Origin of the sequence: Streptomyces liangshanensis, assembly GCF_011694815.1 — a bacterium.
In the GTDB taxonomy this organism is placed as follows: domain Bacteria; phylum Actinomycetota; class Actinomycetes; order Streptomycetales; family Streptomycetaceae; genus Streptomyces; species Streptomyces liangshanensis.
Genome location: NZ_CP050177.1, coordinates 5,424,447 through 5,449,908 on the forward strand (window position 1 = coordinate 5,424,447; position 25,462 = coordinate 5,449,908).

General features: G+C 71.5%; 24 protein-coding genes and 1 tRNA gene. 22 read left to right on the top strand and 3 right to left on the bottom strand.

Annotation, left to right across the window (positions count from 1 at the left end; all coding sequences use genetic code 11):
• Nucleotides 1–60 precede the first annotated feature (60 nt).
• The 13 genes from HA039_RS23510 (at nt 61) to HA039_RS23570 (ending at nt 15,699) form a co-directional block, all read left to right on the top strand.
• Nucleotides 61–2,223 carry a hypothetical protein gene (locus tag HA039_RS23510; protein ID WP_167033123.1) on the top strand — a complete coding sequence of 721 codons (2,163 nt, stop codon included), beginning with the start codon at nt 61–63 and terminating at the stop codon, nt 2,221–2,223.
• 176 nt (nt 2,224–2,399) lie between these two features.
• Entirely contained in the window at nt 2,400–3,602 is a 1,203-nt protein-coding gene (locus HA039_RS23515) for a glycosyltransferase family 2 protein (RefSeq protein WP_243869688.1), read from the top strand.
• Nucleotides 3,603–3,768: 166 nt separating this feature from the next.
• Nucleotides 3,769–4,836 (top strand): glucose-1-phosphate thymidylyltransferase, encoded by a 1,068-nt coding sequence (locus HA039_RS23520; RefSeq protein ID WP_167033128.1) that lies wholly within the window; start codon nt 3,769–3,771, stop codon nt 4,834–4,836.
• Nucleotides 4,833–5,843, top strand: coding sequence for a dTDP-glucose 4,6-dehydratase (gene rfbB / locus HA039_RS23525; protein WP_167033130.1), 1,011 nt, complete (start codon nt 4,833–4,835; stop codon nt 5,841–5,843). Before HA039_RS23520 ends, rfbB begins: the two co-directional genes overlap by 4 nt.
• A 29-nt stretch (nt 5,844–5,872) precedes the next feature.
• Entirely contained in the window at nt 5,873–6,739 is an 867-nt protein-coding gene (gene rfbD / locus HA039_RS23530) for a dTDP-4-dehydrorhamnose reductase (RefSeq protein WP_243870241.1), read from the top strand.
• A gap of 82 nt (nt 6,740–6,821) precedes the next feature.
• Complete coding sequence (locus HA039_RS23535) at nt 6,822–7,616, top strand: class I SAM-dependent methyltransferase (RefSeq protein ID WP_167033134.1); 795 nt, start codon at nt 6,822–6,824, stop codon at nt 7,614–7,616.
• A 150-nt stretch (nt 7,617–7,766) separates the two neighbouring features.
• Nucleotides 7,767–9,749 carry a glycosyltransferase family 2 protein gene (locus HA039_RS23540; protein ID WP_167033136.1) on the top strand — a complete coding sequence of 661 codons (1,983 nt, stop codon included), beginning with the start codon at nt 7,767–7,769 and terminating at the stop codon, nt 9,747–9,749.
• 89 nt (nt 9,750–9,838) lie between these two features.
• Nucleotides 9,839–10,447, top strand: a complete 609-nt coding sequence (gene rfbC, locus HA039_RS23545) for a dTDP-4-dehydrorhamnose 3,5-epimerase (protein ID WP_167033138.1) — start codon at nt 9,839–9,841, stop codon at nt 10,445–10,447.
• 106 nt (nt 10,448–10,553) lie between these two features.
• Nucleotides 10,554–11,699: a glutamate 5-kinase gene (proB, locus tag HA039_RS23550; RefSeq protein WP_167037474.1), complete on the top strand. Its 1,146-nt coding sequence runs from the start codon at nt 10,554–10,556 to the stop codon at nt 11,697–11,699.
• A 185-nt stretch (nt 11,700–11,884) separates the two neighbouring features.
• Nucleotides 11,885–12,418, top strand: coding sequence for a hypothetical protein (locus HA039_RS23555; protein ID WP_167033140.1), 534 nt, complete (start codon nt 11,885–11,887; stop codon nt 12,416–12,418).
• 94 nt (nt 12,419–12,512) lie between these two features.
• Complete coding sequence (locus tag HA039_RS23560; RefSeq protein ID WP_167033142.1) at nt 12,513–13,796, top strand: glutamate-5-semialdehyde dehydrogenase; 1,284 nt, start codon at nt 12,513–12,515, stop codon at nt 13,794–13,796.
• A 62-nt stretch (nt 13,797–13,858) separates the two neighbouring features.
• The gene (locus tag HA039_RS23565; protein ID WP_167033144.1) at nt 13,859–14,464 is read left to right on the top strand and encodes an SCO2584 family spore wall biosynthesis protein; all 606 of its coding nucleotides are present in this window, start codon (nt 13,859–13,861) and stop codon (nt 14,462–14,464) included.
• 128 nt (nt 14,465–14,592) lie between these two features.
• A complete protein-coding gene (locus HA039_RS23570; RefSeq protein ID WP_167033146.1) occupies nt 14,593–15,699 on the top strand; it encodes an SCO2583 family membrane protein in 1,107 nt (368 codons plus the stop codon).
• Between the two features lie 76 nt (nt 15,700–15,775).
• Here the strand turns inward: HA039_RS23570 and HA039_RS23575 are convergent, their stop codons facing one another.
• Entirely contained in the window at nt 15,776–16,849 is a 1,074-nt protein-coding gene (locus HA039_RS23575) for a M48 family metallopeptidase (RefSeq protein ID WP_167033147.1), read from the bottom strand.
• Between the two features lie 128 nt (nt 16,850–16,977).
• Between HA039_RS23575 and HA039_RS23580 the strand changes: the two genes are divergently transcribed.
• From HA039_RS23580 to HA039_RS23610, 7 genes are all read left to right on the top strand, one after another.
• Nucleotides 16,978–17,130, top strand: coding sequence for a hypothetical protein (locus tag HA039_RS23580; protein ID WP_167033149.1), 153 nt, complete (start codon nt 16,978–16,980; stop codon nt 17,128–17,130).
• A gap of 81 nt (nt 17,131–17,211) precedes the next feature.
• Nucleotides 17,212–17,376, top strand: coding sequence for a hypothetical protein (locus HA039_RS23585; protein WP_167033151.1), 165 nt, complete (start codon nt 17,212–17,214; stop codon nt 17,374–17,376).
• A 38-nt stretch (nt 17,377–17,414) separates the two neighbouring features.
• Entirely contained in the window at nt 17,415–18,050 is a 636-nt protein-coding gene (nadD, locus tag HA039_RS23590; RefSeq protein ID WP_167033153.1) for a nicotinate-nucleotide adenylyltransferase, read from the top strand.
• Between the two features lie 19 nt (nt 18,051–18,069).
• The gene (locus HA039_RS23595; RefSeq protein WP_167033155.1) at nt 18,070–19,806 is read left to right on the top strand and encodes an LCP family protein; all 1,737 of its coding nucleotides are present in this window, start codon (nt 18,070–18,072) and stop codon (nt 19,804–19,806) included.
• 114 nt (nt 19,807–19,920) lie between these two features.
• Nucleotides 19,921–20,352, top strand: a complete 432-nt coding sequence (rsfS, locus tag HA039_RS23600; protein ID WP_167033157.1) for a ribosome silencing factor — start codon at nt 19,921–19,923, stop codon at nt 20,350–20,352.
• Nucleotides 20,349–21,002, top strand: coding sequence for a histidine phosphatase family protein (locus HA039_RS23605; RefSeq protein ID WP_167037477.1), 654 nt, complete (start codon nt 20,349–20,351; stop codon nt 21,000–21,002). The genes rsfS and HA039_RS23605 overlap by 4 nt, the downstream gene beginning before the upstream one ends.
• A gap of 67 nt (nt 21,003–21,069) precedes the next feature.
• A tRNA-Ala gene (locus HA039_RS23610) sits at nt 21,070–21,142 on the top strand.
• 14 nt (nt 21,143–21,156) lie between these two features.
• On the opposite strand, the gene HA039_RS23615 is transcribed toward HA039_RS23610, so the two are convergent.
• On the bottom strand, nt 21,157–22,080 hold the full coding sequence (locus HA039_RS23615; protein ID WP_167033159.1) for a helix-turn-helix transcriptional regulator: 924 nt from the start codon (nt 22,078–22,080) through the stop codon (nt 21,157–21,159).
• A gap of 94 nt (nt 22,081–22,174) precedes the next feature.
• Here HA039_RS23615 and HA039_RS23620 point away from each other — a divergent pair, with 94 nt between their 5' ends.
• Both HA039_RS23620 and HA039_RS23625 read left to right on the top strand, forming a co-directional pair.
• Nucleotides 22,175–23,704 (top strand): MFS transporter, encoded by a 1,530-nt coding sequence (locus HA039_RS23620; protein WP_208298694.1) that lies wholly within the window; start codon nt 22,175–22,177, stop codon nt 23,702–23,704.
• A 192-nt stretch (nt 23,705–23,896) separates the two neighbouring features.
• Nucleotides 23,897–24,130 carry a hypothetical protein gene (locus HA039_RS23625; protein ID WP_161312004.1) on the top strand — a complete coding sequence of 78 codons (234 nt, stop codon included), beginning with the start codon at nt 23,897–23,899 and terminating at the stop codon, nt 24,128–24,130.
• Here the strand turns inward: HA039_RS23625 and HA039_RS23630 are convergent.
• Nucleotides 24,109–25,365, bottom strand: coding sequence for a glycosyltransferase 87 family protein (locus HA039_RS23630; protein ID WP_243869690.1), 1,257 nt, complete (start codon nt 25,363–25,365; stop codon nt 24,109–24,111). The two genes, HA039_RS23625 and HA039_RS23630, sit on opposite strands and share 22 nt — an antisense overlap.
• Between the last annotated feature and the right edge of the window lie 97 nt (nt 25,366–25,462).

Here is a 25,462-nt window from a genome sequence, read left to right on the forward strand (position 1 = left end):
TCCGTCTTCACACTTTCGTCGCATAGGTCATCAGCCGGCACGGTCTGGAGCAGGTTTTTCGTGATTTCGACGGCCATTCGCCTCGCCCGGGTAGGCAGCGGATCAGAGCTGGCAGCGGCACTTCTTCTGGTGCTGAGTTTCCCGTCCATCATGCTCGCCGCGATAATTCCTGACATCTGGCTGTTCACAGCCGCGGTAGCCGTCAGTTACCTCGCGGACGCGCATCTGCACCAGCGCGGCAGCTATCTGGTGAACCGGCTCGCCAAGGTGCGGGCCGGCCTGTCCATCCGCTTCCTGATCCGGCAGCTGCTCCTCGTGCTGCTCGTCGCCCGTTCCGGGCTCGGTCAGGACCGCATCTTCTACGTGACCGTCGTGACGGTCCTCGTCTTCTACGGCCTCCAGGCCCCGCACGGCGCGGTGGTGACCCTCCTCCGGCTGCGCCGCCGGCTCCCCGTGGTCACGCGGAACATCGACCTCTCCGCCATCCGGATCCCGGACGCCCCGCCGCGCTGGCTGCTCCAGCGGTCCGCCGAGAAGATGCTCCACCTGGACCTCTTCGCCATGGCGGGCCTGATCGCCGCGCTGGCCACGGACGAGAACCTCTACGGGTACGCGGCCCTCGGGCTCACCCTGGTGTTCGGCGTCGGGTACGTCCTGGCCCTGCTGCCGTACCTGCGGCCCAGCCGGCTGGTGCCGCCCGCCGACAAGGTCCTGGCGGCCGTGGACGGCTGGCTCGCCACGTACAAGCCGACGACCATCCTCTACTTCTCCGGCTCCAAGGAGTCCGCGTACCAGGTCAACATGTGGCTGGAGACGATGGACCAGCTGGAGGGCCGGCCGCTGATCCTGCTGCGTGAGCGGGTCATCGCCCAGCAGCTCCTGCCGACGGCCGTGCCGGTCCTGTGCGTCCCCGGCGGGGTGCACCTGATGAACCTGGACCTGTCGACCGTCCGGGTCGCGCTGTACGCGGCGAACGTGGGCAAGAACATCCACATGCTGCGCGTACCGACCATGAAGCACGTCTTCATCGGGCACGGCGACAGCGACAAGCTCGCCAGCGTCAACCCGTTCAGCAAGGCGTACGACGAGGTGTGGACGGCGGGCCGGGCCGGCCGCGACCGGTACGCGCTCGCCGACGTCGGCGTCCTCGACCAGGACATCGTCGAGGTGGGGCGCCCGCAGCTCGCCCCGATCGAGGCCGGGACCGGCGTGCCGCGCCACCCCGTCCCCACCGTGCTGTACGCGCCCACCTGGGAGGGCTGGGACGACAACCCGGGCAACACCTCCCTGCTGCTGGCCGGCGAGAACATCGTGAAGCGGCTGCTCGCCGCCGAGCGGCCCGTACGCCTCCTGTACAAGCCGCACCCCTTCACCGGGACCCGCAGCCCCAAGGCGAAGGCCGTGCACGAGCGCATCGTCGCGCTGGTCGCGAAGGCCGCCGCGGAGCGCGCGGGCGACACCCGCTGGGCGAGCGCCGCGCTGCGCGAGGAGCAGGCCGCCGCCCGCGCCGAGCTCCAGCGCGTCGAGGCGCGCCTGACCCTGCTGTCCGCGGGGTCGGACGCGAGCCGCGACGAGGCCGAGGAGTCGCGTGACGCCAAGGCCGACCCGGCGCGGCAGGCGGAGCTGACACGGCTCAGGGCCGAGTGGAACGCGGCGTACTGGCGTTCCTTCGGCTGGTGGGAGCACCGGGTCATCAGCGGCGCCGAGCCGCGGCTGTACGACTGCTTCAACGAGTCGGACGCCATGGTCTCCGACATCTCCAGCGTGGTGTCGGACTTCATCGCGAGCGGCAAGCCGTACGCGGTCACCGACTCCGCCGACCTGGGCGCCGAGGAGTTCAAGCGGCAGAACACCGCCGTGCGGGCCGCGGTGATCCTGTCCAACAGCGCCGCGGAGCTGGACGAGCTGCTGGCCACGCTGACGGACCCGGCCGCGGACACCAGGGCGGCCGCCCGGCACGAGCTGAAGCGGTATCTGCTGGGTCCCGACGAGCCCACGTCGATTGAGCAGTTCAACGCGGCCACCCGCACGCTGGCCGGCAAGTCCCTGTCGCGCAACGTCGGCGTCGAGCAGCGTCTCGCCGAGCCCGAGGGCGGGGCCGAGGCGGCTGCGCCGGACGACTCGGCGCCGGTGGCGGCCAGGGCGGAGGAGGGGCTGGAGACGGCCGCCGACGCGTTGGTCGAGCCGGAGAACAACGACCTGGATCCGTCTCTCCGGGGCTGAGTCCTGACGCTTCGCAGCGAAGACCCGCGGCGCACCTTCCGGTGTGCCGCGGGTTTCTGTGTCGTACCGTACGACGGCGCGCGGCGCGACCACGTCGTGAGCGACGTCACAACTGAGGTGATGAGGGCGAGGCAACCGATGCTCGGCGGCGATTGTCTTAAAACCTGATGAACAACATGGCTGTTCCTGATGTGAGCGTCATCGTGGGCGCGTACGAGGCGATGCCTTATCTCGTCCGCTGCCTGGAATCGGTGGAGAAGCAGACCCTGGGGGCCGGCCGGATCGAGATCGTCGCCGTCGACGACGGCTCGACCGACGGCACAGGGGAGTACCTCGAGAAATTCGCCGCCGAGTCCGCCGTTCCCACCAGAGTGGTGCGCCAGGCCAATTCCGGCGGGCCCAGCGGCCCCCGCAATGTGGGCCTTTCCCTGGCGCGCGGCCGCTATGTGTTCTTCCTCGACGCCGACGACTACTTCGGCGAGGAGGCGTTGGAGCGGATGGTCGCCATGGCCGACCGCGCCGGTACGGACGTGGTGCTCGGCAAGGTCGAGGGCGTCAACCGCACCGCCCCCTCCTCCATGTGGGGCAGGACCGTCGAGCGGGTCGACCTCTACAACTCGCGCGCCATCTTCACGCTCAGCGCGCAGAAGCTCTTCCGGCGCGATCTGCTCACCCGGCTGGACCTGACCTTCGACGAGGGCCTGAGGACCGGCGAGGACGCCCTCTTCACCCTGGAGGCGTTCCTGCGCGGCGCCGGTGTCTCCATCGTCGCCGATCACACCTGCTACTACCTCGTCGGCCGTGACGACGGCAAGCACGTCACCAGGTCCGGCGGGTACGTGCTGCGGTTCGACTCGGCGCGGGCCCTGATGCGGCTGATCGCCGACCTCGTACCGCCCGGCGTGAAGCGCGACAAGCTGATGGTGCGGCCGTTCACGATCACCCTGCTCCAGCAGTTCACCCCGCGCCTGCTCAAGGAGTCCGACGACGTCAGGCGCCACAAGATGGAGCTCGCCGCGCCCCTGATGGCCGAACACTGGACGCCGGGTCTCGCGGCCCGCCTCAAGGTGAACGAGCGGCTGCGCCTGGAATGTGTCGCCCGGGGCCGGCTCGACCTGCTCCTCGACGTCCTCACCTTCATCAGGGACGGCGCCGCGCCCGAGGTCGTCCGCAAGGGCGGCATGACGTACCTGGCCTTCCCGCACTTCGGCAGCCCCGGGGCGGGTGTGCCGGACGTGACGTACGAGGTCACCGTGAACGACTGGTCGGGCAAGCGCCGCGTCGAGCCGGCGCGGACCATCCGCAGGCCCGGGCCCCTCGCGCGGTGGGCCGTCCGGCGTGTACGGGGCAGGGTGCGCGCCCTGACGGCGCGCGGATGACCAGGGACTCCCGCGTCACCCGGAACGGGGCCGGGAGCGCGTCCGCGGGCCGGTCCGCAGGTGGCCGCGGAGCGCCCTGACAGGAAACGCTGGGTAAAATCGCGCCTGACGCGTGTCAGCGCGGGCACCAACCGCGAACCAACAAACATCAGTGAGGTCGGAAAACGTGAAGGCTCTCGTGCTGTCCGGTGGGGCGGGTACCCGTCTGCGCCCCATCACGCACACCTCCGCCAAACAACTGGTACCGGTGGCGAACAAGCCGGTGCTCTTCTACGGCCTGGAAGCCATCGCGGAAGCGGGCATCACTGAGGTCGGCGTGATCGTCGGCGACACCGCGGACGAGATCCGCGAGGCGGTCGGCGACGGCTCGCAGTTCGGCATGGAGGTCACCTACCTCCAGCAGGACGCCCCGCTCGGCCTGGCGCACGCGGTGCTGATCGCCCGCGAGTACCTGGGCGACGACGACTTCGTGATGTACCTGGGCGACAACTTCATCGTCGGCGGCATCTCCGGTCTCGTCGACGGGTTCCGCGCCGAGCGGCCCGACGCGCAGATCCTGCTGACCCAGGTGCCCAACCCGACCTCCTTCGGTGTGGCCGAACTCGACCTCGGCGGCCGGGTGGTGGCCCTGGAGGAGAAGCCGAAGCAGCCGAAGAGCGACCTCGCGCTGGTCGGCGTGTACCTCTTCACCCCGGCCATCCACGAGGCCGTACGGTCCATCGACCCCTCCTGGCGCGGCGAGCTGGAGATCACCCACGCCATCCAGTGGCTGATCGACCAGAAGCGGGACGTCCGGTCCACCACCATCTCCGGGTACTGGAAGGACACCGGCAACGTCACCGACATGCTGGAGGTCAACCGGTCGGTGCTGGAGCGGATCGAGCCCCACTGCGACGGCACGGTCGACGAGGCCAGCGAGATCATCGGCCGCGTCAGGATCGAGAAGGGCGCGAAGGTGACGGGAAGCCGGATCGTCGGCCCCGCGATCATCGGCGCGGACACGGTGGTCAGCGACGCCTACATCGGCCCCTTCACCTCGGTCTCCGAGGAGTGCACGATCGAGGACAGCGAGATCGAGTACTCCATCATCCTGCGGGGTGCCTCCATCACCGGTGTCCACCGCGTCGAGGCGTCGCTGATCGGCCGCAACGTCGAGGTCACCCCCGCCCCCCGCCACCCGTCCGCCCACCGCCTTGTCCTCGGCGACCACAGCAAGGTACAGATCTCGTCATGACAACCTCCGCCACTTCCGGCCGCCCCACCAGGATCCTGGTGACCGGCGGGGCCGGCTTCATCGGCTCGCACTACGTCCGTACGGTGCTCGGCCCGCAGGGCCCCGGCGACATCGCCGTCACCGTGCTCGACAAGCTCACCTACGCCGGCAACCCGGCCAACCTCGACGAGGTCCGTGACCACCCCGGGTTCTCCTTCGTCGAGGGTGACATCTGCGACCCCCAGCTGGCCGCCAAGCTGATGGCCGAGCACGACCAGGTGGTGCACTTCGCCGCCGAGTCCCACGTCGACCGCTCCATCGACGGCGGCGCCGAGTTCGTCCGTACGAACGTCGTCGGCACGCACACCCTGATCGACGCGGCCCACCGCGCCGGGGTGAAGACCTTCGTGCACATCTCCACCGACGAGGTCTACGGCTCGATCGACGAGGGTTCCTGGCCCGAGACCGACCCGCTGGCGCCCAACTCGCCGTACTCGGCCGCGAAGGCGTCCAGCGACCTGATCGCGCTCTCGTACCACCGCACCCACGGCCTCGACGTGCGCGTGACCCGCTGCTCCAACAACTACGGGCACCACCACTTCCCCGAGAAGGTCATCCCGCTGTTCATCACGAACCTGCTGGACGGCAAGAAGGTCCCGCTCTACGGCGACGGCGGCAACGTGCGCGACTGGCTGCACATCGACGACCACGTCCAGGGCATCGAGCTGGTCCGTACGAAGGGCCGCGCGGGCGAGGTCTACAACATCGGCGGCGGTACGGAACTGTCCAACAAAAAGCTGACCGGGCTGCTGCTGGAGGCGTGCGGGGCGGACTGGGACACCAGCGTCGAGTACGTCACCGACCGCAAGGGCCACGACCGGCGCTACTCCGTCGACTGCACGAAGATCAGCACCGAGCTGGGCTACACGCCCCGCAAGGACTTCGCCGCCGGCCTCGCCGAGACCGTGGCCTGGTACCGCGACAACCGCGCGTGGTGGGAGCCCCTCAAGGAGCGTGCTGCCCTGTGAGCCGCTGGCTGGTCACCGGGGCGGGCGGGATGCTGGGCCAGGACCTGCTGGCCCGGCTCGCGGCGGACGGGGAGGCCGTGACCGGCCTGTCCCGGGCCGCCCTGGACATCACCGACCCCGCGTCCGTACGGGCCGCCCTGGACGAGCACCGCCCCGCGGTCGTGGTGAACTGCGCGGCCTGGACGGCGGTGGACGACGCCGAGTCCGCGGAGGAGGCCGCCCTCGCGGCCAACGGCACCGGCCCCCGGGTCCTCGCCGAGGCCTGCCGGGACTCCGGCGCCCTCCTGCTCCAGGTCTCCACGGACTACGTCCTCGCGGGCGACGCGGCCTCCCCGTACCCGGAGGACGCCCCGCTGGCGCCGCTCAACGCCTACGGCCGTACGAAGGCCGCCGGCGAGCGCGCCGTGCTGGAGACGCTCCCGGAGACCGGGTTCGTCGTCCGTACCGCGTGGCTCTACGGCGCCGGCGGCGGCAATTTCATCCGAACAATGATCAAGCTGGAGGGCGTCAAGGACACCCTCGATGTGGTGAATGACCAGAGGGGTCAGCCCACCTGGTCGGCGGACCTCGCGCGGCTGCTGGCGGACCTCGGCAGGAGCGCCCTGCGGGGGGAGGCGCCGGCCGGCGTCTACCACGGGACGAACGGGGGCGAAACGACCTGGTTCGGCCTCACGCGGGAGATCTTCCGGCTGCTCGGCGCCGACCCCGCCCGGGTGCGCCCCACGACCAGCGAGTCCTTCGTCCGGCCCGCGCCCCGGCCCGCCTACAGCGTGCTGGGACACGACCGGTGGAAGGAGGCCGGACTCGCCCCGCCGCGGGAGTGGCGTGAAGCGCTCGCGGAAGCCTTCCCGGCCTTGCTGGAGAGCGAGCGCGGAGGCGCTGCTACCGGTCGGTAGCCATTTACGTTCTGTCCGCTGAGGGACTACCTTCACTCGGAATTAACGACTCCAATGTTTGCTTCTCAGTGAAGGGCCCTCAGTGGATCGCCACGGTTTCCTGCGTCAACTGCACCGCGTCTACAAACCCCGTACCTACCTGGAGATCGGGGTCAACGACGGTCGCAGCCTGGCTCTCTCCCGCGCTCCCTCCGTAGCGGTCGACCCCGCCTTCAAGGTGGTCAAGGCGCTCAGCTGCGACGTCCACCTGGTCCGTGCGACCAGCGACGACTTCTTCGCCCGCAAGGACCCCCTGCTGCACCTGCGGCCCCAGCGCAACCCGTTCCGCGCGCTGGCCCGCAAGGACCCCTTCGCGCTGTTCGGCGGGGACCCCAAGCTCGACCTGTCGTTCATCGACGGCATGCACCTCTTCGAGTTCGCCCTGCGCGACTTCATGAACGTCGAGCGCCACGCGCGCTGGTCGAGCGTGATCGTCCTCGACGACATGCTGCCCCGCAACATCGACGAGGCGGCCCGCGACCGCCACACCGACGCCTGGACCGGGGACGTCTACAAGGTCGCCACCGTGCTCCGCCGCTTCCGCCCCGACCTGCTCGTGGTCGAGGTCGACACGCAGCCGACCGGCGTGGTGCTCGTCTTCGGCGCCGACCCGACCAGCACGGTCCTCAAGGACGCGTACGACAAGATCATCGAGGAGTACGTCGTCCCGGACCCGCAGGCCGTCCCGGACGAGGTGATCGTCCGCAAGAACGCGATCGCCCCCGAGACCGTCCTCGGCGCGGACTTCTGGCGCGGGCTCACCCGCGCCCGCGACCTGCGCCGCGGGCGCTCCGCGTTCGGTCCGCTGCGCAAGCAGATCGAGTCCGTCGGCCGCTGAACCGCCGGCCACCCGGTCCGGTACGACCATCGGGCCGGGTGGCCGAGGCTGTGGACAACATGGCCGAGGGGTTACGGCCAGGGGATATTGTGGGTTTCCGATGTCCCGCGACCAGACGCCGGGGCCGACTTCACCAGTGGGGCTTTCTGCATGTCCGTCAAGGTCAGCGTGGTTATTCCGGTGTACAACCCCGGTCCGTACATCGAGGACTGCATCTCCTCGTTGCTGCGCCAGAGCCTGCCGGACGACGCGTACGAAGCCATCTTCGTCAACGACGGATCGACGGACGAGACCCCCGCGCGGCTCGACCGGCTCGCCGCCGAGCACCCCCACATGCACGTGATCCACCAGGAGCCGTCCGGCTGGTCCGGGAAGCCGCGCAACGTCGGGATCGCCGCGGCACAGGGCGAGTTCGTGATGTTCGTCGACAACGACGACTGGCTCGGTGACGAAGCCCTGGAGCGGATGTATGAGTACGGCGTCGCCAACGACGCCGACGTGATCGTCGGCAAGATGGCGGGCAAGGGCCGGCCGGTCCCGCTCGAACTGTTCCGGGTCAACCGCCCGCGCGCGAGCGTCGACAACGCCCCGCTGATCGACAGCCTGACCCCGCACAAGATGTTCCGGAAGTCCTTCCTGGACTCCCACGACATCCGGTTCAAGGAAGGCCGGCGCCGGCTGGAGGACCATGTCTTCGTCGCCGAGACCTACTTGCTCGCGTCGAACATCGCGGTGCTGAGCGACTACCTCTGCTACTACCACGTCAAGCGTGAGGACGCGTCGAACGCCGGCTTCCAGCGCTTCGACCCGGTCGGCTACTTCGCGAACCTGCGCGAGGCGCTGGACGTCGTCGAGCGCAACACCGAGCCCGGCGCGCTCCGCGACAAGCTCTACCGCCGCTGGCTGCGCAACGAGATGGTCGAGCGGCTGCGCGGGCGCCGGCTCCTGGCCCTGCCCGAGGACTACCGCCGCGAGCTGTACGACGAGATCCGCAAGGTCGTCGTCGAGCGGATGGGCCCCGGGGTCGCCGCCGGGCTCGCGCCCACCCAGCAGATCGTCGCCGCGCTGATCGTCGCCGACCGCTTCGCCGACCTGGAGGAGCTGGCCCGGTGGGAGGCGGAGATCAAGCCCACCGCCTGGCTGGAGTCGCTCGGCTGGGAGGCCGGGGCGCTGCGCATCGGCTTCACCGCCGAGTACGAGGTGAACGGCTCCCCGATCACCTTCCGCACCGAGGACGGCGAGGACCGCCTCGGCCTGCCCTTCCCCGCGGAGACCGTCGCCGAGATCCGGGAGCTCGGGGCAAGCACGGCCGCCCCGGTGGACCGGGCCAAGGTCGACCTCGTCGTACGGGAACGCGCCACGGCCGCCGAGTTCTACCAGCCCGTCGAGCTGACCCGCGAGCGGGTGGCGGAGGACGGGGCCTTCCGGCTCCTCCTGCACGCCGAGTCGGTCGTGGACCCCGAGATCGCCGCCAACCGCGCCCCGCTCGGCCCCGGCATCTGGGACATCCACTTCCGGATCAGCGCCTGCGGCTGGACGAAGGAAGCCCGGCTGGGAGCCGTCCGCGGGGAGAACGTGGACGCGGCCCGCCAGGGTGCCCTCAGCGGCGCGCCCCGGCGCCTGGTGCTGCCCTACTGGACCGAGCCACACGGCAACGTCTCGCTGGACGTCGACCACGCCACCAGCCGCTTCGACCGTGACGTCGCGGACATCACCCCCACCGACGTGACGTACGACGCGGGCACCCTCGCCGTACCGGTGCGGCTGCACACCGCCGACCCGCAGGACGTGCGGCTGCGCCTGACGGACACGGTCGCCGGCGGGAAGACCGAGACCCCGGCCACGCTCGTCGCCAAGGGGGACGCGTCGCTCCTCACCGCGGAGCTGCCCGCGCCGCCCACGGGCCGGGCCTGGCGCCTGGAACTGGGGCTGCCGTCCGCCAAGCGCGGCGCGCCGCGCTGGACGGCCCTGCCCGTCGGCCTGAAGTTCACCGAGGACGGCGCGGCGACGGTCGTCGCGGCGAGCGCGCTGCCGCGCAAGAAGAAGGCGGCCCCCGCGGCGACGGTGGCTCCTGCCAAGCGGCCCCTGCTGCGGCGGGTGCTCGGCCGGGTCCGCCGCAGCCTGAGCCGATGACGCCGGCGCCCGCCTCCGACTGACCTTTTCCGTATGCCACTTCCGTACGCCCGTCGGCGCACGGCCACAGCGAGGAATCAGCACACATCATGCGACCCCTGTCGATCGAAGGCGCCTGGATCCACGAACCCAAGGTGTTCCCCGACGAGCGCGGCAGCTTCCACGAGTGGTTCCGCGCCGCCGACTTCCGCGAGGCGACCGGCCAGGACCTCGACCTCGCCCAGGCCAACTACTCGGTCTCCAAGCGGGGGACCCTGCGCGGCATCCACTACGCCGACGTGCCGCCCAGCCAGGCCAAGTACGTCAAGTGCGTGCGCGGCGCGATCCTGGACGCCGTCGTGGACATCCGGGTCGGCTCGCCCACGTACGGGCAGTCGGAGATCGTCCGGCTCGACGACGAGACCCACCACGCCCTCTACCTCTCCGAGGGGCTCGGGCACGCCTTCCTCGCGCTGACCGACGACACGGTCGTCGTCTACCTCTGCTCCGAGGGGTACGCGCCCACCCGCGAGCACGGCATCCACCCGCTCGACCCCGCCCTGGCCGTCGAGTGGCCCACCGACATCCCCCCGCTGCTCTCGCCCAAGGACGCCGAGGCGCCCACCCTGGCCGAGGCCGAGCGGCAGGGCCTGCTGCCCGCGTACGAGGACTGCGTGTCCTTCCGCGGCGAGTTGCGCGCCCGCCGTCTCAGCGGCTGAAAAGCCCCGCCGCCCGCTGCCCGGGTACGCGTACGCTGATCGGCCGGGAGGCGGCCCGACAGTGAGAGCAGAGGCAAGGCACGTGGCAGCGGTACGGCAGGACGTGGTGGCAGGGGCCCGCAGGATCGTCGTCAAGGTTGGTTCCTCCTCGCTGACGACCGCCTCCGGCGGGCTCGACGCCGACCGGGTCGACGCCCTGGTGGACGTCCTGGCCACGGTGCGCGGCGGGCACGGCGAGCAGGCACCGGGCGAGAACGGCCCCAAGGAGATCGTGCTCGTGTCCAGCGGCGCCATCGCCGCCGGACTCGCACCGCTCGGCCTCACCGGACGCCCCAAGGACCTGGCGCGCCAGCAGGCCGCCGCGAGCGTCGGCCAGGGGCTCCTGGTCGCCCGGTACACCGCTTCCTTCGCCCGGTACGGCGTCCGGGTCGGCCAGGTGCTCCTGACCACCGACGACACCAGCCGCCGCGCCCACTACCGCAACGCCTACCGCACCCTGGACCAACTCCTCGGCATGGGCGCGATCCCCGTCGTCAACGAGAACGACACCGTCGCCACCGACGAGATCCGCTTCGGCGACAACGACCGGCTGGCGGCGCTCGTCGCCCACCTCGTCCGGGCCGACCTCCTCGTCCTGCTCTCCGACGTCGACGGCCTCTACGACGGCAACCCGAGCACCCCCGGCACCACCCGGATCGCCGAGGTCCGCGGCCCCGCCGACCTCGCGGGCGTCTCGCTGGGCAGCGCGGGCAAGGCGGGTGTGGGCACCGGCGGCATGGTCACCAAGGTCGAGGCCGCCAGGATCGCCGCCGCCGCCGGGATCCCGGTCGTGCTCACCTCCGCCAGTCACGCCGCCGACGGCCTCGCGGGCCGCGACACCGGCACGTACTTCCACCGCACCGGACGCCGCTCGGCCGACCGCCTCCTCTGGCTGGCCCACGCCTCCACCCCGCAGGGCGCCCTCACCCTCGACGACGGCGCCGTACGGGCCGTCGTGGAGCGCCGCACCTCGCTGCTGCCGGCCGGGATCGCCGCCGTGGAGGGCGAGTTCAGCGCGGGCGACCCCGTGGAACTGCGCGACACCGAGGGCCGCGCCGTCGCCCGCGGGCTCGTCAACTTTGACGCGAAGGAGATCCCCCAGCTCCTCGGCCGCTCCACCCGCGAACTGGCCCGCGAACTGGGCCCCGCCTACGAACGCGAGGTCGTACACAGGGACGATCTGGTGATCCTCCACCCGGGCCCGCGGCTCTGAAACGGCCGAAAGCAACGCCGTTGAGCAGGGACCTTGGGGAAAACCGCCCCACGTCGACTCCCGGGCTGGTCAACTTTGTCCCAGGGGTAATCCAAGGGCCGGTCCCAGGGGCGACCTTCGGGGTCAGGACCGGTCGGTCCACAGGGGAACAGCACGACGACGCAGCAACAAACAGGAGGCCGCTGGTGAGACGAGCGCGCCCGGGGGCGGTGCCCCGAGGGAACGGCGGCAGTGCCGACGCCAGGCGGGTGGCGGGGAAGACACGTGCCCTGACCAGCGTCGAAGCGGGACAGGACTTCGACCGCGACGGCGGCGACGACAACGGGTCACAGAGGGAGGCCGGATCGGCGAAGGACGCGCGCGGGGAAGAGCGCCAGGTGTCCAAGCTCTGGCACATCACACTCAGCGTCTCGGGCTCCGAGGCCCCGCTGACGGAGGTCAGGCGTGGCCTGGAACAGCTGGCCCACGACCACCCCTTCCTGCTGACCAGCCGGTACGCCAACGACCACGCGGAGATCCGCTACTGGGAGGAGGCCCGGGACCTGCACGACGCGGCCGCCGTGGCGCTGCGGCTCTGGGGCGAGCACCGCTCCAGCGCGAAGCTGCCGCCGTGGGAGATCGTCGGCCTGGAGGTCATCGACCGGGAGACGTACCACCAGCGCATCGCGGAGGGGTACGGGCCGCCGCCCGCCGCGCCCGTGGGGGTCCATCCGTTCTGACCCGTCCGCCGCACCCGGCCCACGCGTCCCACGGCGTGTCTCGGAGTGCGGAATACGTGCGGAATGCCCGCGGGGCGCGCACTACCCTGCGGGCATGACCTCGCTCTCGCCGTACGACAATCTCTCCCCGGTCGCCAGGACCGCCTACCGTTCCCGGGCGGCGGCCGCCGACATCGCGCCGCTGCCGCGCGCGGCCAAGGACGACGCCCTCCTGGCGATCGCGGACGCGCTGGAGGTCCGTACCCACGAGATCGTCACGGCCAACGCCGAGGACGTCGCCCGGGCCCGGGAGGCGGGTGCCACCGAGACCGTCATCGACCGGCTGACCCTCACCCCCGAGCGGGTGCGGGCCATCGCCGCCGACGTCCGGGACGTGGCGGCGCTGCCCGACCCGGTCGGCGAGGTCGTGCGCGGCTCGACGCTGCCCAACGGCATCGACCTGCGGCAGGTACGGGTGCCCCTCGGCGTCGTCGGGATCATCTACGAGGCCCGCCCCAACGTCACCGTGGACGCCGCCGCCCTGTGCCTCAAGTCGGGCAACGCCGTACTGCTGCGCGGCTCGTCCTCCGCGATCTCCTCCAACACCGCGCTCGTCCGGGTGCTGCGCGACGCCGTCGGAGGCGCCGGGCTGCCCGCCGACGCAGTCCAGTTGGTGCCCGGCGAGGGCCGGGACTCCGTACGCGAGCTGATGCGGGCGCGCGGCCTGGTCGACGTCCTCATCCCGCGCGGCGGCGCCTCCCTGATCCGTACGGTCGTTGAGGAGTCCACCGTCCCGGTCATCGAGACCGGCACCGGCAACTGCCATGTGTACGTGGACGCCGAGACCGACCTCGACATGGCCGTCGACATCCTGATCAACTCCAAGGCCCAGCGGCCCAGCGTCTGCAACTCCGCCGAGACGCTCCTCGTCCACCAGGACATCGCGGCGGCGTTCCTGCCCCGCGCGCTGGACGCGCTCGCCGACGCGGGCGTGACCGTGCACGCCGACGAGCGGGTCCTCGCCTACGCCGCCGGCACCAAGGCGACCGTCGTGGCGGCCACGGCGGAGGACTGGGAGACCGAGTACCTGTCGTACGACATCGCCGCGGCTGTCGTGGACTCGCTGGACTCGGCCGTCGCGCACATCAGGCTCTGGTCCTCGGGCCACACCGAGGCGATCGTGACCACCTCGCAGGCCGCCGCCCGCCGATTCACCCAGTTGGTGGACTCCACGACGGTCGCGGTGAACGCCTCGACCCGGTTCACCGACGGCGGCCAGTTCGGGTTCGGCGCCGAGATCGGCATCTCCACCCAGAAGCTGCACGCCCGCGGGCCGATGGGGCTGCCGGAACTCACGTCCACCAAGTACATCGTCACCGGGGACGGTCACACCAGGTGACGGCTTGACCGGACTTCGGACTCCACCTGCCCAAAACGACGCGCCCGGTTTACCCTGGGATCGTGCCGGACGACGTGGGGGGCAGGCCGTTCCCGGACGGCTGGGAGCCCGACGACGACCGCGGAGGCGCGGACGAGGACTTCGCCTCCGTGGTGTTCGACGAGGCCTTCATCAAGTCCGCCACCTTCCACGAACCGAGCGCCGTCGAGCGGCTGCTGGCCGCCGCCGAGGCACGCGCCGCCGCCGAGGCGGCCCGCCTGCGCTCCGGCGGGCCCCCGGACGACGAGTTCTACGACGAGTTCTACGGACCCGGTGGCGGATACGACCAGGACGACCTCCCCGAGTACGACCCCGACGACCCGGACGGGTACCGGGGGCCGTACGGACCGCACGGCGGCGCCCTGCGCCCGTACCGCGGCAACGCCCGCTGGCACCGGCCCGTCGCCTGGCTCCTCGCCCTGCTGATGGGCATCGGGATGGTCGCGCTCGCCTTCAGCGCCGTCTACCGCGGCGCGTCCAGCGGCCGCCAGGAACCGGCGCCCGCGCCGGCCACGACCGGGGTCGACATGACCCGTTCGGGCGCGCCCGTCATCGGTCCCGTGATCGGGCCCGGGGCCTCCCAGGACCGTACGGCCCCGGCGACCGGCGCCGTACCGCACACGCCCTGACCCCGCCCGACCCGGCGCCAGGCCGGGGCGTTCCGGGGCCCGCTCACCCGAACGGACCAACGGCGCCCGCCGGAACTCGCCCCGAGTCACCGCGTTTATGTTCGCCCCCGCCGACCTACCCTGAAGGTATGGCAGGGCGCGGAGAGCCACCTGAAGGGGCACCCGAGGGCTCCCCCAACGGCGATGACGAGTACCGGTCCGTCGTCTTCGACGAATCGTTCATCCGCGCTGCCCGGCTCCAGGAGTACTCGGCGCGGGAGCGGATGGGCGGCGACCACGCGCACGCGGCGGTGCGGAGCCTGCCGCCCAAGCACGTCAGGCGGGGCAGGCGCCGCGGCTTCATGCGCGGCCCCCGGCAGGCGCTCGTCCTGCTCCTGGTGGTCGCCCTGGCCTTCGGCACCGCGATCTACCTGGGCGTCCGCAGCCCGTACCGGCCCACGACCCACGGCACCGCCGAGGCGCTGCGGATGACGGTGATCCCGCTGGCCCCGGCCGGGAAGGTGCCGGGCGGCACCCCCGACGACCTCTACGCGCACAGTCCGGCCGCGCAGTTCCGCGCCGGGGCGTCCGGGATCACCCTGCCGGGCGTGCGGGGGACGAGAAGTTTCACGGAGAGCCAGGTCGTCGCCGCGCTGACCACCGTCAAGGACTACCTCGTGGCGTCCTCGCTGGACCCGGACGTCCTCGCCGGCCGTACCGTACGGCCCGTACGGGCACTGCTCGACCCGGACCAGCACACCCAGTTCGACCGGAGCTTCAGCGCGCCGGCGGACGACGGGCGGCACGTCCCGGCCGGGTGGCTGGTGCGGTTCGACCCGGCGAAGGTGGCCCCGGCCGCCGACGAGGTGCGCGTGCACGGCACGCTCCGGGTCGAGGAGACGGGGCCGGGGATCCTGGAGGTCAGCTCCGACCACACCTTCGTCTACGCGGTGCGGCCCGCCCGGTCGTCGGCGGAGCCCGTCCAGGACGCCTCGCTGTACACCGTCCGGCGCGAGCTGCGCTTCCGCTTCGACCAGAACGACCTGGCGAAGCACCAGGCCGAGCTGCTGCTGAGCCAGGCCCAGGTCGGCCCGCAGGCCTGCTCGGCCGCGGCGCCGACGACGCTGCGGCCCCTCCTGGCGGGCGCGCGGACCACGCCGGCCGAGCGGCCCCCCGGCACCAACCCGTTCTCGACCGGCCCGATCGGGACGGGCCTGTGCGGCACGCTGTCGACCGGGGCGGAACCCACGCCGTAGAGCCGCGCCGCCGTAGGGCCCGGGCGCGTACGCGGCCCCCGATGCGGGAGCCCGCGTACGTGTGGAGATCCCAGGCTCAGGCCTGGCCCTCCGCCGCGTCCGGGTCCCGCGGCGGCTTCGGCCCCGCCGTACCGCCCGTGAAGCGGTCCCGCAGCTTCCCGCCCAGGTCCCCCGCGCCGCCCGCGATGTTGCCGACCAGCTTCAGCAGCGGGTCCTTGCTGGTGCGGACCGTGTCCGCGTAGTGCGACGCCGAGTCGCGGAAGGAGTCCGCCACCGACGTGTCCTTGTCCTCGTCGCGGCGGGGGTAGTGGCCGTCCAGGATCCGCTGGTAGTCGCGGCTCTCCGCCCACTTCTTCAGCTCCGCCGCCCGGACCGTGGTGAACGGGTGCGTCCGCGGCAGGACGTTGAGGATCTTGAGGACCGAGTCGCGCAGGTCGCCCCCGGCCTCGTACTCCTCGGCCTGCTCCAGGAACGCGTCCACGTTCATCTCGTGCAGGTGGTTCCCGCCCGCGATCTTCATCAGGCCGCGCATGGACGCCTTGAGGTCCTGACCGACCAGCAGTCCCGCCCGGTCCGCGGACAGTTCCGACTTGCGGAACCACTCCCGCAGCGCCGTCACGATCGCCATGATCGCGACGTTGCCCAGCGGGATCCACGCGACCTTGAGCGCGAGGTTGGTGAGGAAGAGCAGGATCGTGCGGTAGACCGAGTGGCCGGACAGGGCGTGCCCCACCTCGTGCCCGACGACCGCCCGCATCTCCTCCTCGTCGAGCAGCTCCACCAGCCCGGTCGTCACCACGATGATCGGCTCGTCCAGCCCGATGCACATGGCGTTGGGCCGCGGGTCCTGCGTCACGTACATCGCGGGGACCTTCGCCAGGTCCAGGACGTAACACGCGTCGAGGAGCATGCCGTGCAGGTGCGCGAACTGCGCCTCGCTCACGCGCACCGAGTCCGACAGGAACAGCAGGCGCAGGCTCCGCTCCGGCAGCAGCCCGCTGAGCGCCTTGAACACCGTGTCGAACCCGGTGAGCTTGCGCAGCGCCACCAGCGCCGAGCGGTCCGCGGGATGCTCGTACGCCCGTGACGAGATGCCCGGGAAGCGCTTGCGCTGCCTGCTCGGCACGTTGTCGTGAATCTCTTCTGTCATGGATGCCCCCTGTTCGTACGGTCCACGGCCCGTCCCCCTGACGGACCCCACCCTAGGCGCTGGGCGTGCTGGGTCTACCGTGTTGCGGGGGCCCGAGAACCCCGAGAAGACCTAGGAGCACCACCGACATGCCCTATACCGCCACACTGCTCGCCGCGGCCTCCGACCAGCAGGGCCCCGGCGATACGATCCGGATCGTGCTCGTCGTCTCCCTGGTCGGAGTCGCCCTGCTCGCCTGGTTCCTGTTGCGCGGTTACCGCGACAAGGACAACAACGACTGAGTCGGCGTTCGCGTGCCCGGCGGGCCCGCATACGATGTGCGCGACGTCTCTCCGACTCCCGACGAAAAGGGCCTGCTGAAGATGAGCCTCACCGGCACCGCCGCCAATCTGGTCACGCTCGCCGAGGGTGCCGAGCACGGCGGCGGCAACCACGAAAGCCTCAGCCCGTACCTCACGGGCGGCGGCGCGCTGTTCGTGCTCCTCATGCTGCTGTGGATCACCACCCGCTTCAACCGCGACCGCTGAGGCCGGTACGTAACCCGGTGCAAGTACGCTCTGCACGCATGGGAGAGCAGCAGACGCCCACCGGCCCCCTCGCGGCTCCCGGTCGGGGCAGGCGCCGACTCGGCGTGATGGGCGGTACCTTCGACCCGATCCACCATGGGCACCTGGTCGCGGCCAGCGAGGTCGCCATACGGTTCCAGCTGGACGAGGTGGTGTTCGTACCGACCGGACAGCCGTGGCAGAAGAGTCGTCAGGTGGTCTCCCCGGCGGAGGACCGCTATCTGATGACGGTCATCGCCACGGCGTCCAATCCGCAGTTCTCGGTCAGCCGCATCGACATCGACCGCGGCGGGCCGACGTACACGATCGACACGTTGCGGGACCTGCGGTCCCGCAACGACGACGCGGACCTCTTCTTCATCACCGGGGCCGACGCGCTCTCGCAGATCCTGAGCTGGCGCGACCACGAGGAGCTGTTCTCGCTGGCCCACTTCATCGGGGTCACCCGGCCCGGCCACGACCTGACGGACGACGGGCTGCCCAAGGGCGGTGTCTCGCTGGTGGAGGTCCCGGCGCTGGCGATCTCGTCCACGGACTGCCGGGAGCGCGTCGCGAAGGGCGATCCGGTCTGGTACCTGGTCCCGGACGGTGTGGTGCGTTACATCGACAAGAGGCAGTTGTACCGCGGCGAATGAGTCACGGAGAGGGACACCGGTGAACGACCAGCAGCAGCCGTACGACCCGTACGACCCCTATTACGCTCAGCCTCGGCTCGTCGGGTACGACGAGTACGGGCAGCCGGTGTACGAGCAGCCTCAGACGCAGCAGTACGACGCTTACGGTCAGCCGCAACAGCAGGCTTACGACCCCTACGGTCAGCAGCCTTCGCAGGCGCCGACGCAGCCGCAGTCGTACGACAACTACGGCGTGCAGCAGGCCCCTCAGCAGCCCCAATCGCCCCAACAGCCCCAGCAGCAGGACGGCTACGGGTACGACGGGTACGGCTACGACACCGGGCAGCAGCAGCACGTCCAGCAACCCGTCCAGCAGCCCGTGGCCGTCGACGCGACCCAGCAGTGGATCCCGCAGCAGCAGGAGCCCCAGCAGGACCCACCGCGGGAGTCCCAGCAGCAGCCGCCGCCCCGGCAGGCCGCGCCCGAGGCCGGGCAGGCCGCCGTACCCGAGCAGCGCCGCCCCGCCGTGGACGAGCAGTTCGCCTTCACCGAGGAGCCCGACGAGGACTCCGAGGACGTCATCGACTGGCTCAAGTTCACGGAAAGCCGCTCCGAGCGGCGCGAGGAGGCCAAGCGCCGGGGCCGCTCCCGGGTGGTGGCCCTGGTCGTCGCCGTCGCGCTGGTCGTCGCGGGCGGGGTCGGCTACCTCTGGTACGCGGGCAAGCTGCCCGGATCCGGCGCCGCGGACACCAAGGGGAGCACCGCCGCGGGCGGCGCGCAGAAGCGCGACGTGATCGTCGTCCACCTGCACAACACCAAGGCGAAGGGCACCTCCACCGCGCTGCTCGTCAACAACGCCACCACCGGCCAGGGCACCACCATCCTGCTCCCCAACTCCCTCTCCGTGGAGGGCGACGACGGCACCGGTGTCACGCTCGCCAAGTCCGTCGACGACGACGGCTCCGACACCACCCGCAAGGCCCTCGGCACCCTCCTCGGCACCGACATCTCCGGCACCTGGCGGCTCGACACCCCGTACCTGGACAGCCTCGTCCAGCTCGTCGGCAACATCGACCTGACCACCGACACCGACGTGCCCGGCGCGAAGAAGGGCGACCAGCCCCTGGTACGGAAGGGCGAGAACCAGACCCTCAGCGGCAAGGCGGCCGTCGCCTACGCCACGTACCAGGGACCCGGCGAGCCCGAGACCAAGCAGCTCCAGCGCTTCGGCCAGGTCCTCCAGGGGGTGCTGCGGAAGATGTCCGACGACCCCAAGGCCGCGACGGTCACCGTGCAGACCCTCGGGCAGATCCTCGACCCGTCGCTGACCGAGGCCGACCTCGGCGCCGCCCTCGCCAAGCTGTCCCTGCACGCGAAGGAGGGCGACTACAAGACGGCCGTCCTGCCCGTGCAGCCCGACGGCACCCTCAGCGACGCCGCCGTCTCCGGTGTGGTGAAGGACATTCTCGGCGGCTCGGTGAGCGCCCCGGAGAAGGGCAGCGCCCTGCGCGTGGGGGTCAAGGACGCCAGCGGCGGCAGCAGCGCGTCCGAGGCCGCCCGTACCGCGGTGATCAACGGCGGCTACAGCTACGTGGACGCCGGATCGGCGGGTGCGGAGACGTCCTCGCAGGTCATCTACGGTGACGCGGCGATCAAGGAACAGGCCGTGGAGGTCGCGAAGACCCTCGGACTGCCGACCGACGCCGTGAAGAAGGGCACCCCCGCCGCCAACGTCGACGTGTCGGTCGTCCTCGGCCAGGACTACGCGCCGAACTGAGTCCCGCCCCGCCCCGGCCGCCTTCGGCGCGGCCGGGGCGCGAGAGCTGCGCCCGGCGTCGGCGGTCCGTGAGATCCTGGTTCTCTCCACGACCGCCGACACGAAAGCCTGCTTGTGACCGCAACCGAACGTTCCGTCGAGCTCGTCACCGTCGCCGCCCAGGCGGCCGCCGACCGGCTCGGGCACGACATCATCGCGTACGACGTCAGCGACGTGCTGTCGATCACGGACGCCTTCCTCCTCGCGTCCGCGCCCAACGACCGCCAGGTCAAGTCGATCGTCGACGAGATCGAGGAGCAGATCCAGAAGCAGCTCGGCGTCAAGCCGGTGCGCCGTGAGGGCGACCGCGACGCCCGCTGGATCCTGCTCGACTATGTCGACATCGTCGTCCACGTGCAGCACACCGAGGAGCGTGTCTTCTACGCCCTGGAGCGGCTGTGGAAGGACTGCCCCGAGCTGCCCCTGCCCGAGGACGCCGTGAAGACCCGCACGAAGGCCGCCGAGCCCGCCGGGATCGCCGGTGACGCGGACGGTGAGCTGAGCTGAACGGCAGCAAACGCGGCAGAGGACGCCGCATCGTCCTGTGGCGGCACGGCCAGACGGCCTGGAACCTGGAACGCCGCTTCCAGGGCTCCACGGACATCGAGCTGACCGCCACGGGCGTGGCCCAGGCACGGCGCTCCGCGCGGCTGCTGGCGTCCCTGGGGCCCGACGCGATCGTCGCCTCCGACCTCGCCAGGGCCTCGGCCACCGCCGCCGAGCTGGCCGGCCTCACCGGCCTGGAGGTCGCGTACGACGCCGGGCTCCGCGAGACCTTCGCGGGGGACTGGCAGGGGCTGACCCACGAGGAGATCGTCGGGCGGTTCGGCGAGCAGTACGCCGCGTGGAAGCGCGGCGAGCCCGTGCGGCGCGGCGGCGGCGAGCTGGAGACCGAGGTCGCCGACCGGGCCGCGCCGGTGGTGCTCCGGCATGCCGAGAAGCTGCCCGACGACGGCACGCTCGTCGTCGTCAGCCACGGCGGCACGATCCGCACCACCATCGGCCGGCTGCTCGGCCTGGAGGCGCACCACTGGGAAGGCCTCGGGGGCCTCTCGAACTGCTGCTGGTCCGTCCTCGGCGAAGGCGCGCGCGGCTGGCGGCTCCTGGAGCACAACGCCGGCACTCTCCCCGAGCCGGTTCTCGGCGACGACGTCTGATTTCACTTTCGGGCTGGTCGCAGGCTAAAGTTCTTCTAGTCCGAAGCGCGCGGCGCACAGGACACGAGGGGCTATAGCTCAGTTGGTAGAGCGCCTGCATGGCATGCAGGAGGTCAGGAGTTCAATTCTCCTTAGCTCCACAATCAGTCGGGTCTCAGTCCGACGTCAGTGGTACGGAAGTGCGGATCCCGTCCCCCGCAGGGGGCGGGATCTTTTCTGTGCGCCGCGCGCGGAGGAACGCCGTCCGCTCGCGGCTCTCCTCGTCGTCCGGGGTGTAGACGACGATCCGGCACTCCGGCATGCCGATGATCGACAGCGAGACCGACGTCATCCGTATCTCGCCCACCTCCTCGTGCCGGAAGGTCTTCGTCCGGGCACCGGACGGCGCCACGTCCCCCCGCTCCCACAACTCGGCGAAGTACGGGCTCGCGTGGGCCAGGCGGCGGATGAACGACTCCCAGACGGGCTCCCCGACGTGCCGGCCGTACGAGGCCCGCAGCGTCGCGACCATCATCGGCAGCTCCCGCTGCGGGAAGACCAGCGGGCAGCGTGCCGCGGGCACGGTGAACAGGACCCACAGCACGTTCCACGGGTCGCTGGGACGCGGCGTCTCCTCGAAGAGGTCGATGTACGCCGCGTTGGTCGCCAGGATGTCGTACCGCCCGTTGTAGATCACCGCGGGGAGCGGGTCGAGGGCGTCGATGATGCCCTGGACCTCGGGGCCGACGGCCCGCTCCGTCTCCGGGGCGGGATCGTGCGGCACCTCCGCCAGGTGGTAGAGGTGCTCACGCTCCGTACGGTCCAGGCGCAGTGTGCGCGCGATGGCGTCCAGCACCTGGGCGGAGGCGTTGATCGGGCGGCCCTGCTCCAGCCATGTGTACCAGGTCACCCCCACCCCGGAGAGCGTGGCGACCTCCTCGCGCCGCAGCCCCGGGGTCCGGCGCCGCAGGCCCGGGGCCATGCCGACGTCGGCGGGGGTCACGCGGGCCCGGCGGCTGCGGAGGAAGGCCGCCAGCTCGGGCCTGCGCCGGCTGCCGCTTGCGGTGTGCTGCACGGTCATCGTTGTCACGCCCCCCATCGTGCGCCTCGGGAGAGGCCGCTGCCAGGTGGTGCCAGTACCAGCATCAAGGGGCTCTGGTTACCCGTATCCGACGCACCGCAGGCTCGGTGCCATGACCACGACCCCATCGACCCCCGCCACACCCGCGTCCGCCCCCACCGCGTCCCCATCCGCCTCCACCGTGTCCTCTCCGTCCGGCATATCCGTTCCGTCCCGTGAGTCCAGTAAAGCGGGCCCCACTGACAAACGCCCCGGGCTGCTGCTCGCGGTGGTGCTCGCCGCCCAGTTCATGGCGCTGCTCGACGTCTTCATCGTCAACGTCGCCGCCCCGACGATCCGTACCGAACTGCACGCCTCCGGCGCCGGGTTGCAGATGGTGATCGCCGGCTACACCATCTCGTACGCCGTCCTGCTGATCACCGGGGCCAGGCTGGGCGACCTGCTGGGCCACCGGCGCATGTACCTCGGCGGGCTCGCCGTCTTCACCCTCTCCTCGCTCGCCTGCGGACTGGCCGCCGGCACCGGGCAGTTGATCGCCTTCCGGCTGGTCCAGGGCGCCGGCGCGGCCCTGATGATCCCTCAGGTGCTCAGCCTCATCCAGCGCAACTTCACCGGCGAGAGCCGCGGGCGCGCGCTCGGCGCGTACTCCGCCGTGCTCGCCACCGGGGCCGCGGCCGGGCAGGTCGTGGGCGGAGTGCTCGTCAGCGCCGACCTGTTCGGGGAGGGCTGGCGGCCGGTCTTCCTGGTCAACGTGCCCGTGGGCGCGGTCCTGTTGGTGCTCGGCGCCCGGGTGCTGCCCAAGGACCGGCGCGGCGAGCCGGAACGCTCGCGCTCGCTCGACCTGCCGGGCCTCGTGCTGCTGGCCGGGGCCGTGTCGCTGCTCACGGTGCCGCTGGTGCTCGGGCAGGAGGAGGGCTGGCCCCTGTGGTCCTGGCTGTCGCTGGCGGCCTCCGTGGCCTGCTTCTGCGGCTTCCTCGCCTTCGAGTCGCGGCTCGCGCGCACCGGCGGGGCCCCGCTGATCGCCCCGCGCGTACTGCGCATTCCGGGGATGTCCCTGGCGGCCGTGCGCATCCTGCTGGTCATGGCCGTCAACTCCGGCTTCCTCTTCGCCCTCACCCTCTACATCCAAGGCACCCTCGGCTACAGCCCGTTGCGCGCGGGACTGTCCTTCGCGCCGACCGCCGTCGTCTTCGGCCTCGTCGGGCTGACCTGGCGCACCTGGCCCGGGCGGTGGCACAACGCCCTGGTCCCGGCCGGGTTCGCGGTGGCCGCCGTGTCCGTCGTCGCCGTCGGATGGGTGCTGCGCGACGTCGGCGACGGCGGGATCGCGATGTACGCCGCCTTCATGGGCGTCGGCGCGGGACTGTCCCTCGGCTTCAGCCCGGCGCTCACGCGCGCGTTGTCGACGGTCCGCCAGGAGGACGCGGCCGACGCCAGCGGATTCCTCGCCACCGTCACCCAACTCGGCCAGCTCATCGGCGTGGCGACATTCGGGACACTCTTCCTGAACCGACTGGACGCCTCGGGACCCGGTGCGGCGGTGGACGCGCTGTGGATCTGCGCGCTCGCGCTCGCCGGCGCGTGCGTCCTGGGCGCGGCAGCCGGAGTTGTCTCCGGGCGAAAGGCCCCTACCGTGCGCTGACGTCCGCTATGAGCCCTCACCGGCAGGCCTTTTCATGCTGACCCCGTTGCGCGGGCGTGGCAGAATCGGACGGCCGGAGGGGGACGCCGGCCTGGACCCGGAGGGAGTGCGCGCATGTCCGCCAGCGGCGTCGAGGGGGACGATGACCTGCCTGCCACGGCGGAGGCCTGCGGCCGCATGCGGAGCTGAGTGATGGGTGCTCACAGGCGTAAGTGCGACTGGTGCGGCAGCGGTACGCCGATCGTCAGGGACATGGATCCACTCCACGCCGACTTCCAGTACTGGTGCGAGGAGTGCGCACGGGCACTGATCATAAAAGGCGACCCGATCGAGACCTACCGTGAGCTCGAAGGTGAGCCCATCTACGGACGTCTCCTCGACGAACACTGCACGCTCAAACGCTTCTACTCCTTCGCGACCGCCTGACGGCCCCGTGCCCCTGCGGCTCGGCGCCCTCGTGGCCCGGCGCTGTCGGGGCACGGCCGTGATCCGGCCGACCGGACGTGTCCGAGCACGGCCAGGGCGGCCAGCGGGTAGAGGGCGGAAAGGGCCGTCCGCGGTCCGTCCAGCGCCAGTTCGGGCCGGGCGGGGCCGTGCGGCACCCACCAGAGCGCGTACGAGCAGAAGACCAGCCCCGCCAGGACCGCCGGGCGCGGGCCCGCCCGTACGGCGAGGAACAGCACCATCGGCACGCACCACACCCAGTGGTGGGACCACGACACCGGGCTGACGAGCAGGGCCGTCGCGGCGCAGGCCACGGCAGCGCCCGCCCGCTCCCCGTGCAGGGCCGCCGCGACCGCCACCGCGAGACCGGCCGCGGCTGTCACGGCGGCCGCAGCCAGCCACCACGCCGGGTCGCCGGTGTGCAGCAGCCGGGCCAGGACCCCGCGCAACGACTGGTTGGCGGTGTCCTCGGCGCGGCCCGCGCGGTCCGCGTCGAGGACCACCGCCGTCCAGAAGCGCGCCGAGTCGCGGGGCAGGACGACGGCCGCGGCCAGGGTCGCGGCGGTGAAGGCCGCCGCGGCGGTCGCCGCCTGCCGCAGCCACGGGTTCCACCCCGCCTCCCGGGCGCGCACCACCCCGGCGAGGAACAGCAGCACGGCGAAGAGCGCCGGGGTGAGCTTGACCGCCGCCGCCAGACCGATGCCCGTCCCCGTCCAGCGGTGCCCGTCCCGGCGCGAGAGGTCCCACAGCACCGCCGTCGCCAGCAGCAGGTTGACCTGGCCGTAGCGCAGGGTGGTCCACACCGGCTCGCACCAGACGGCGAGCGCGGACACCCACAGCGTCGCTTCCTTAGGAGGCGGGGTCGTTCCGCGGAGGACGAGCCGCAGGGAGAGCCGTACGAACGCGACGAGCAGCAGCAGGTTCCCGGCCGTGACCACCACGCGCCACCCGGTCGCCCCGGACAGGGCGAGCGGGGTGAACAGCAGCGCGGCGAACGGCGGGTAGGTCGCCGGCAGCCCGGCCGCGGTCGCCCGTACCGCGTACAGGTCCCGCCCGTCGAGCACCGCCCGCCCCTCGGCCCGGTACACCGTCAGATCGGCCATCGACACCTGGGCCGCGTCCTGCGCCGCGAGGAATCCCACGAACGACACCAGGCAGACCGAGGCCGCGACCACGGCCGGTCCGACCGCTTTGTACGGAAACGCGGACACGGTCACGAAGGGCGACAGTACCGGGCGTATCCGTACACCGGGGAATCGATTTGGTGCTCGGCGGGAGGGACCGTTAATGTTGGCGACACCGCAGGGGAGACCC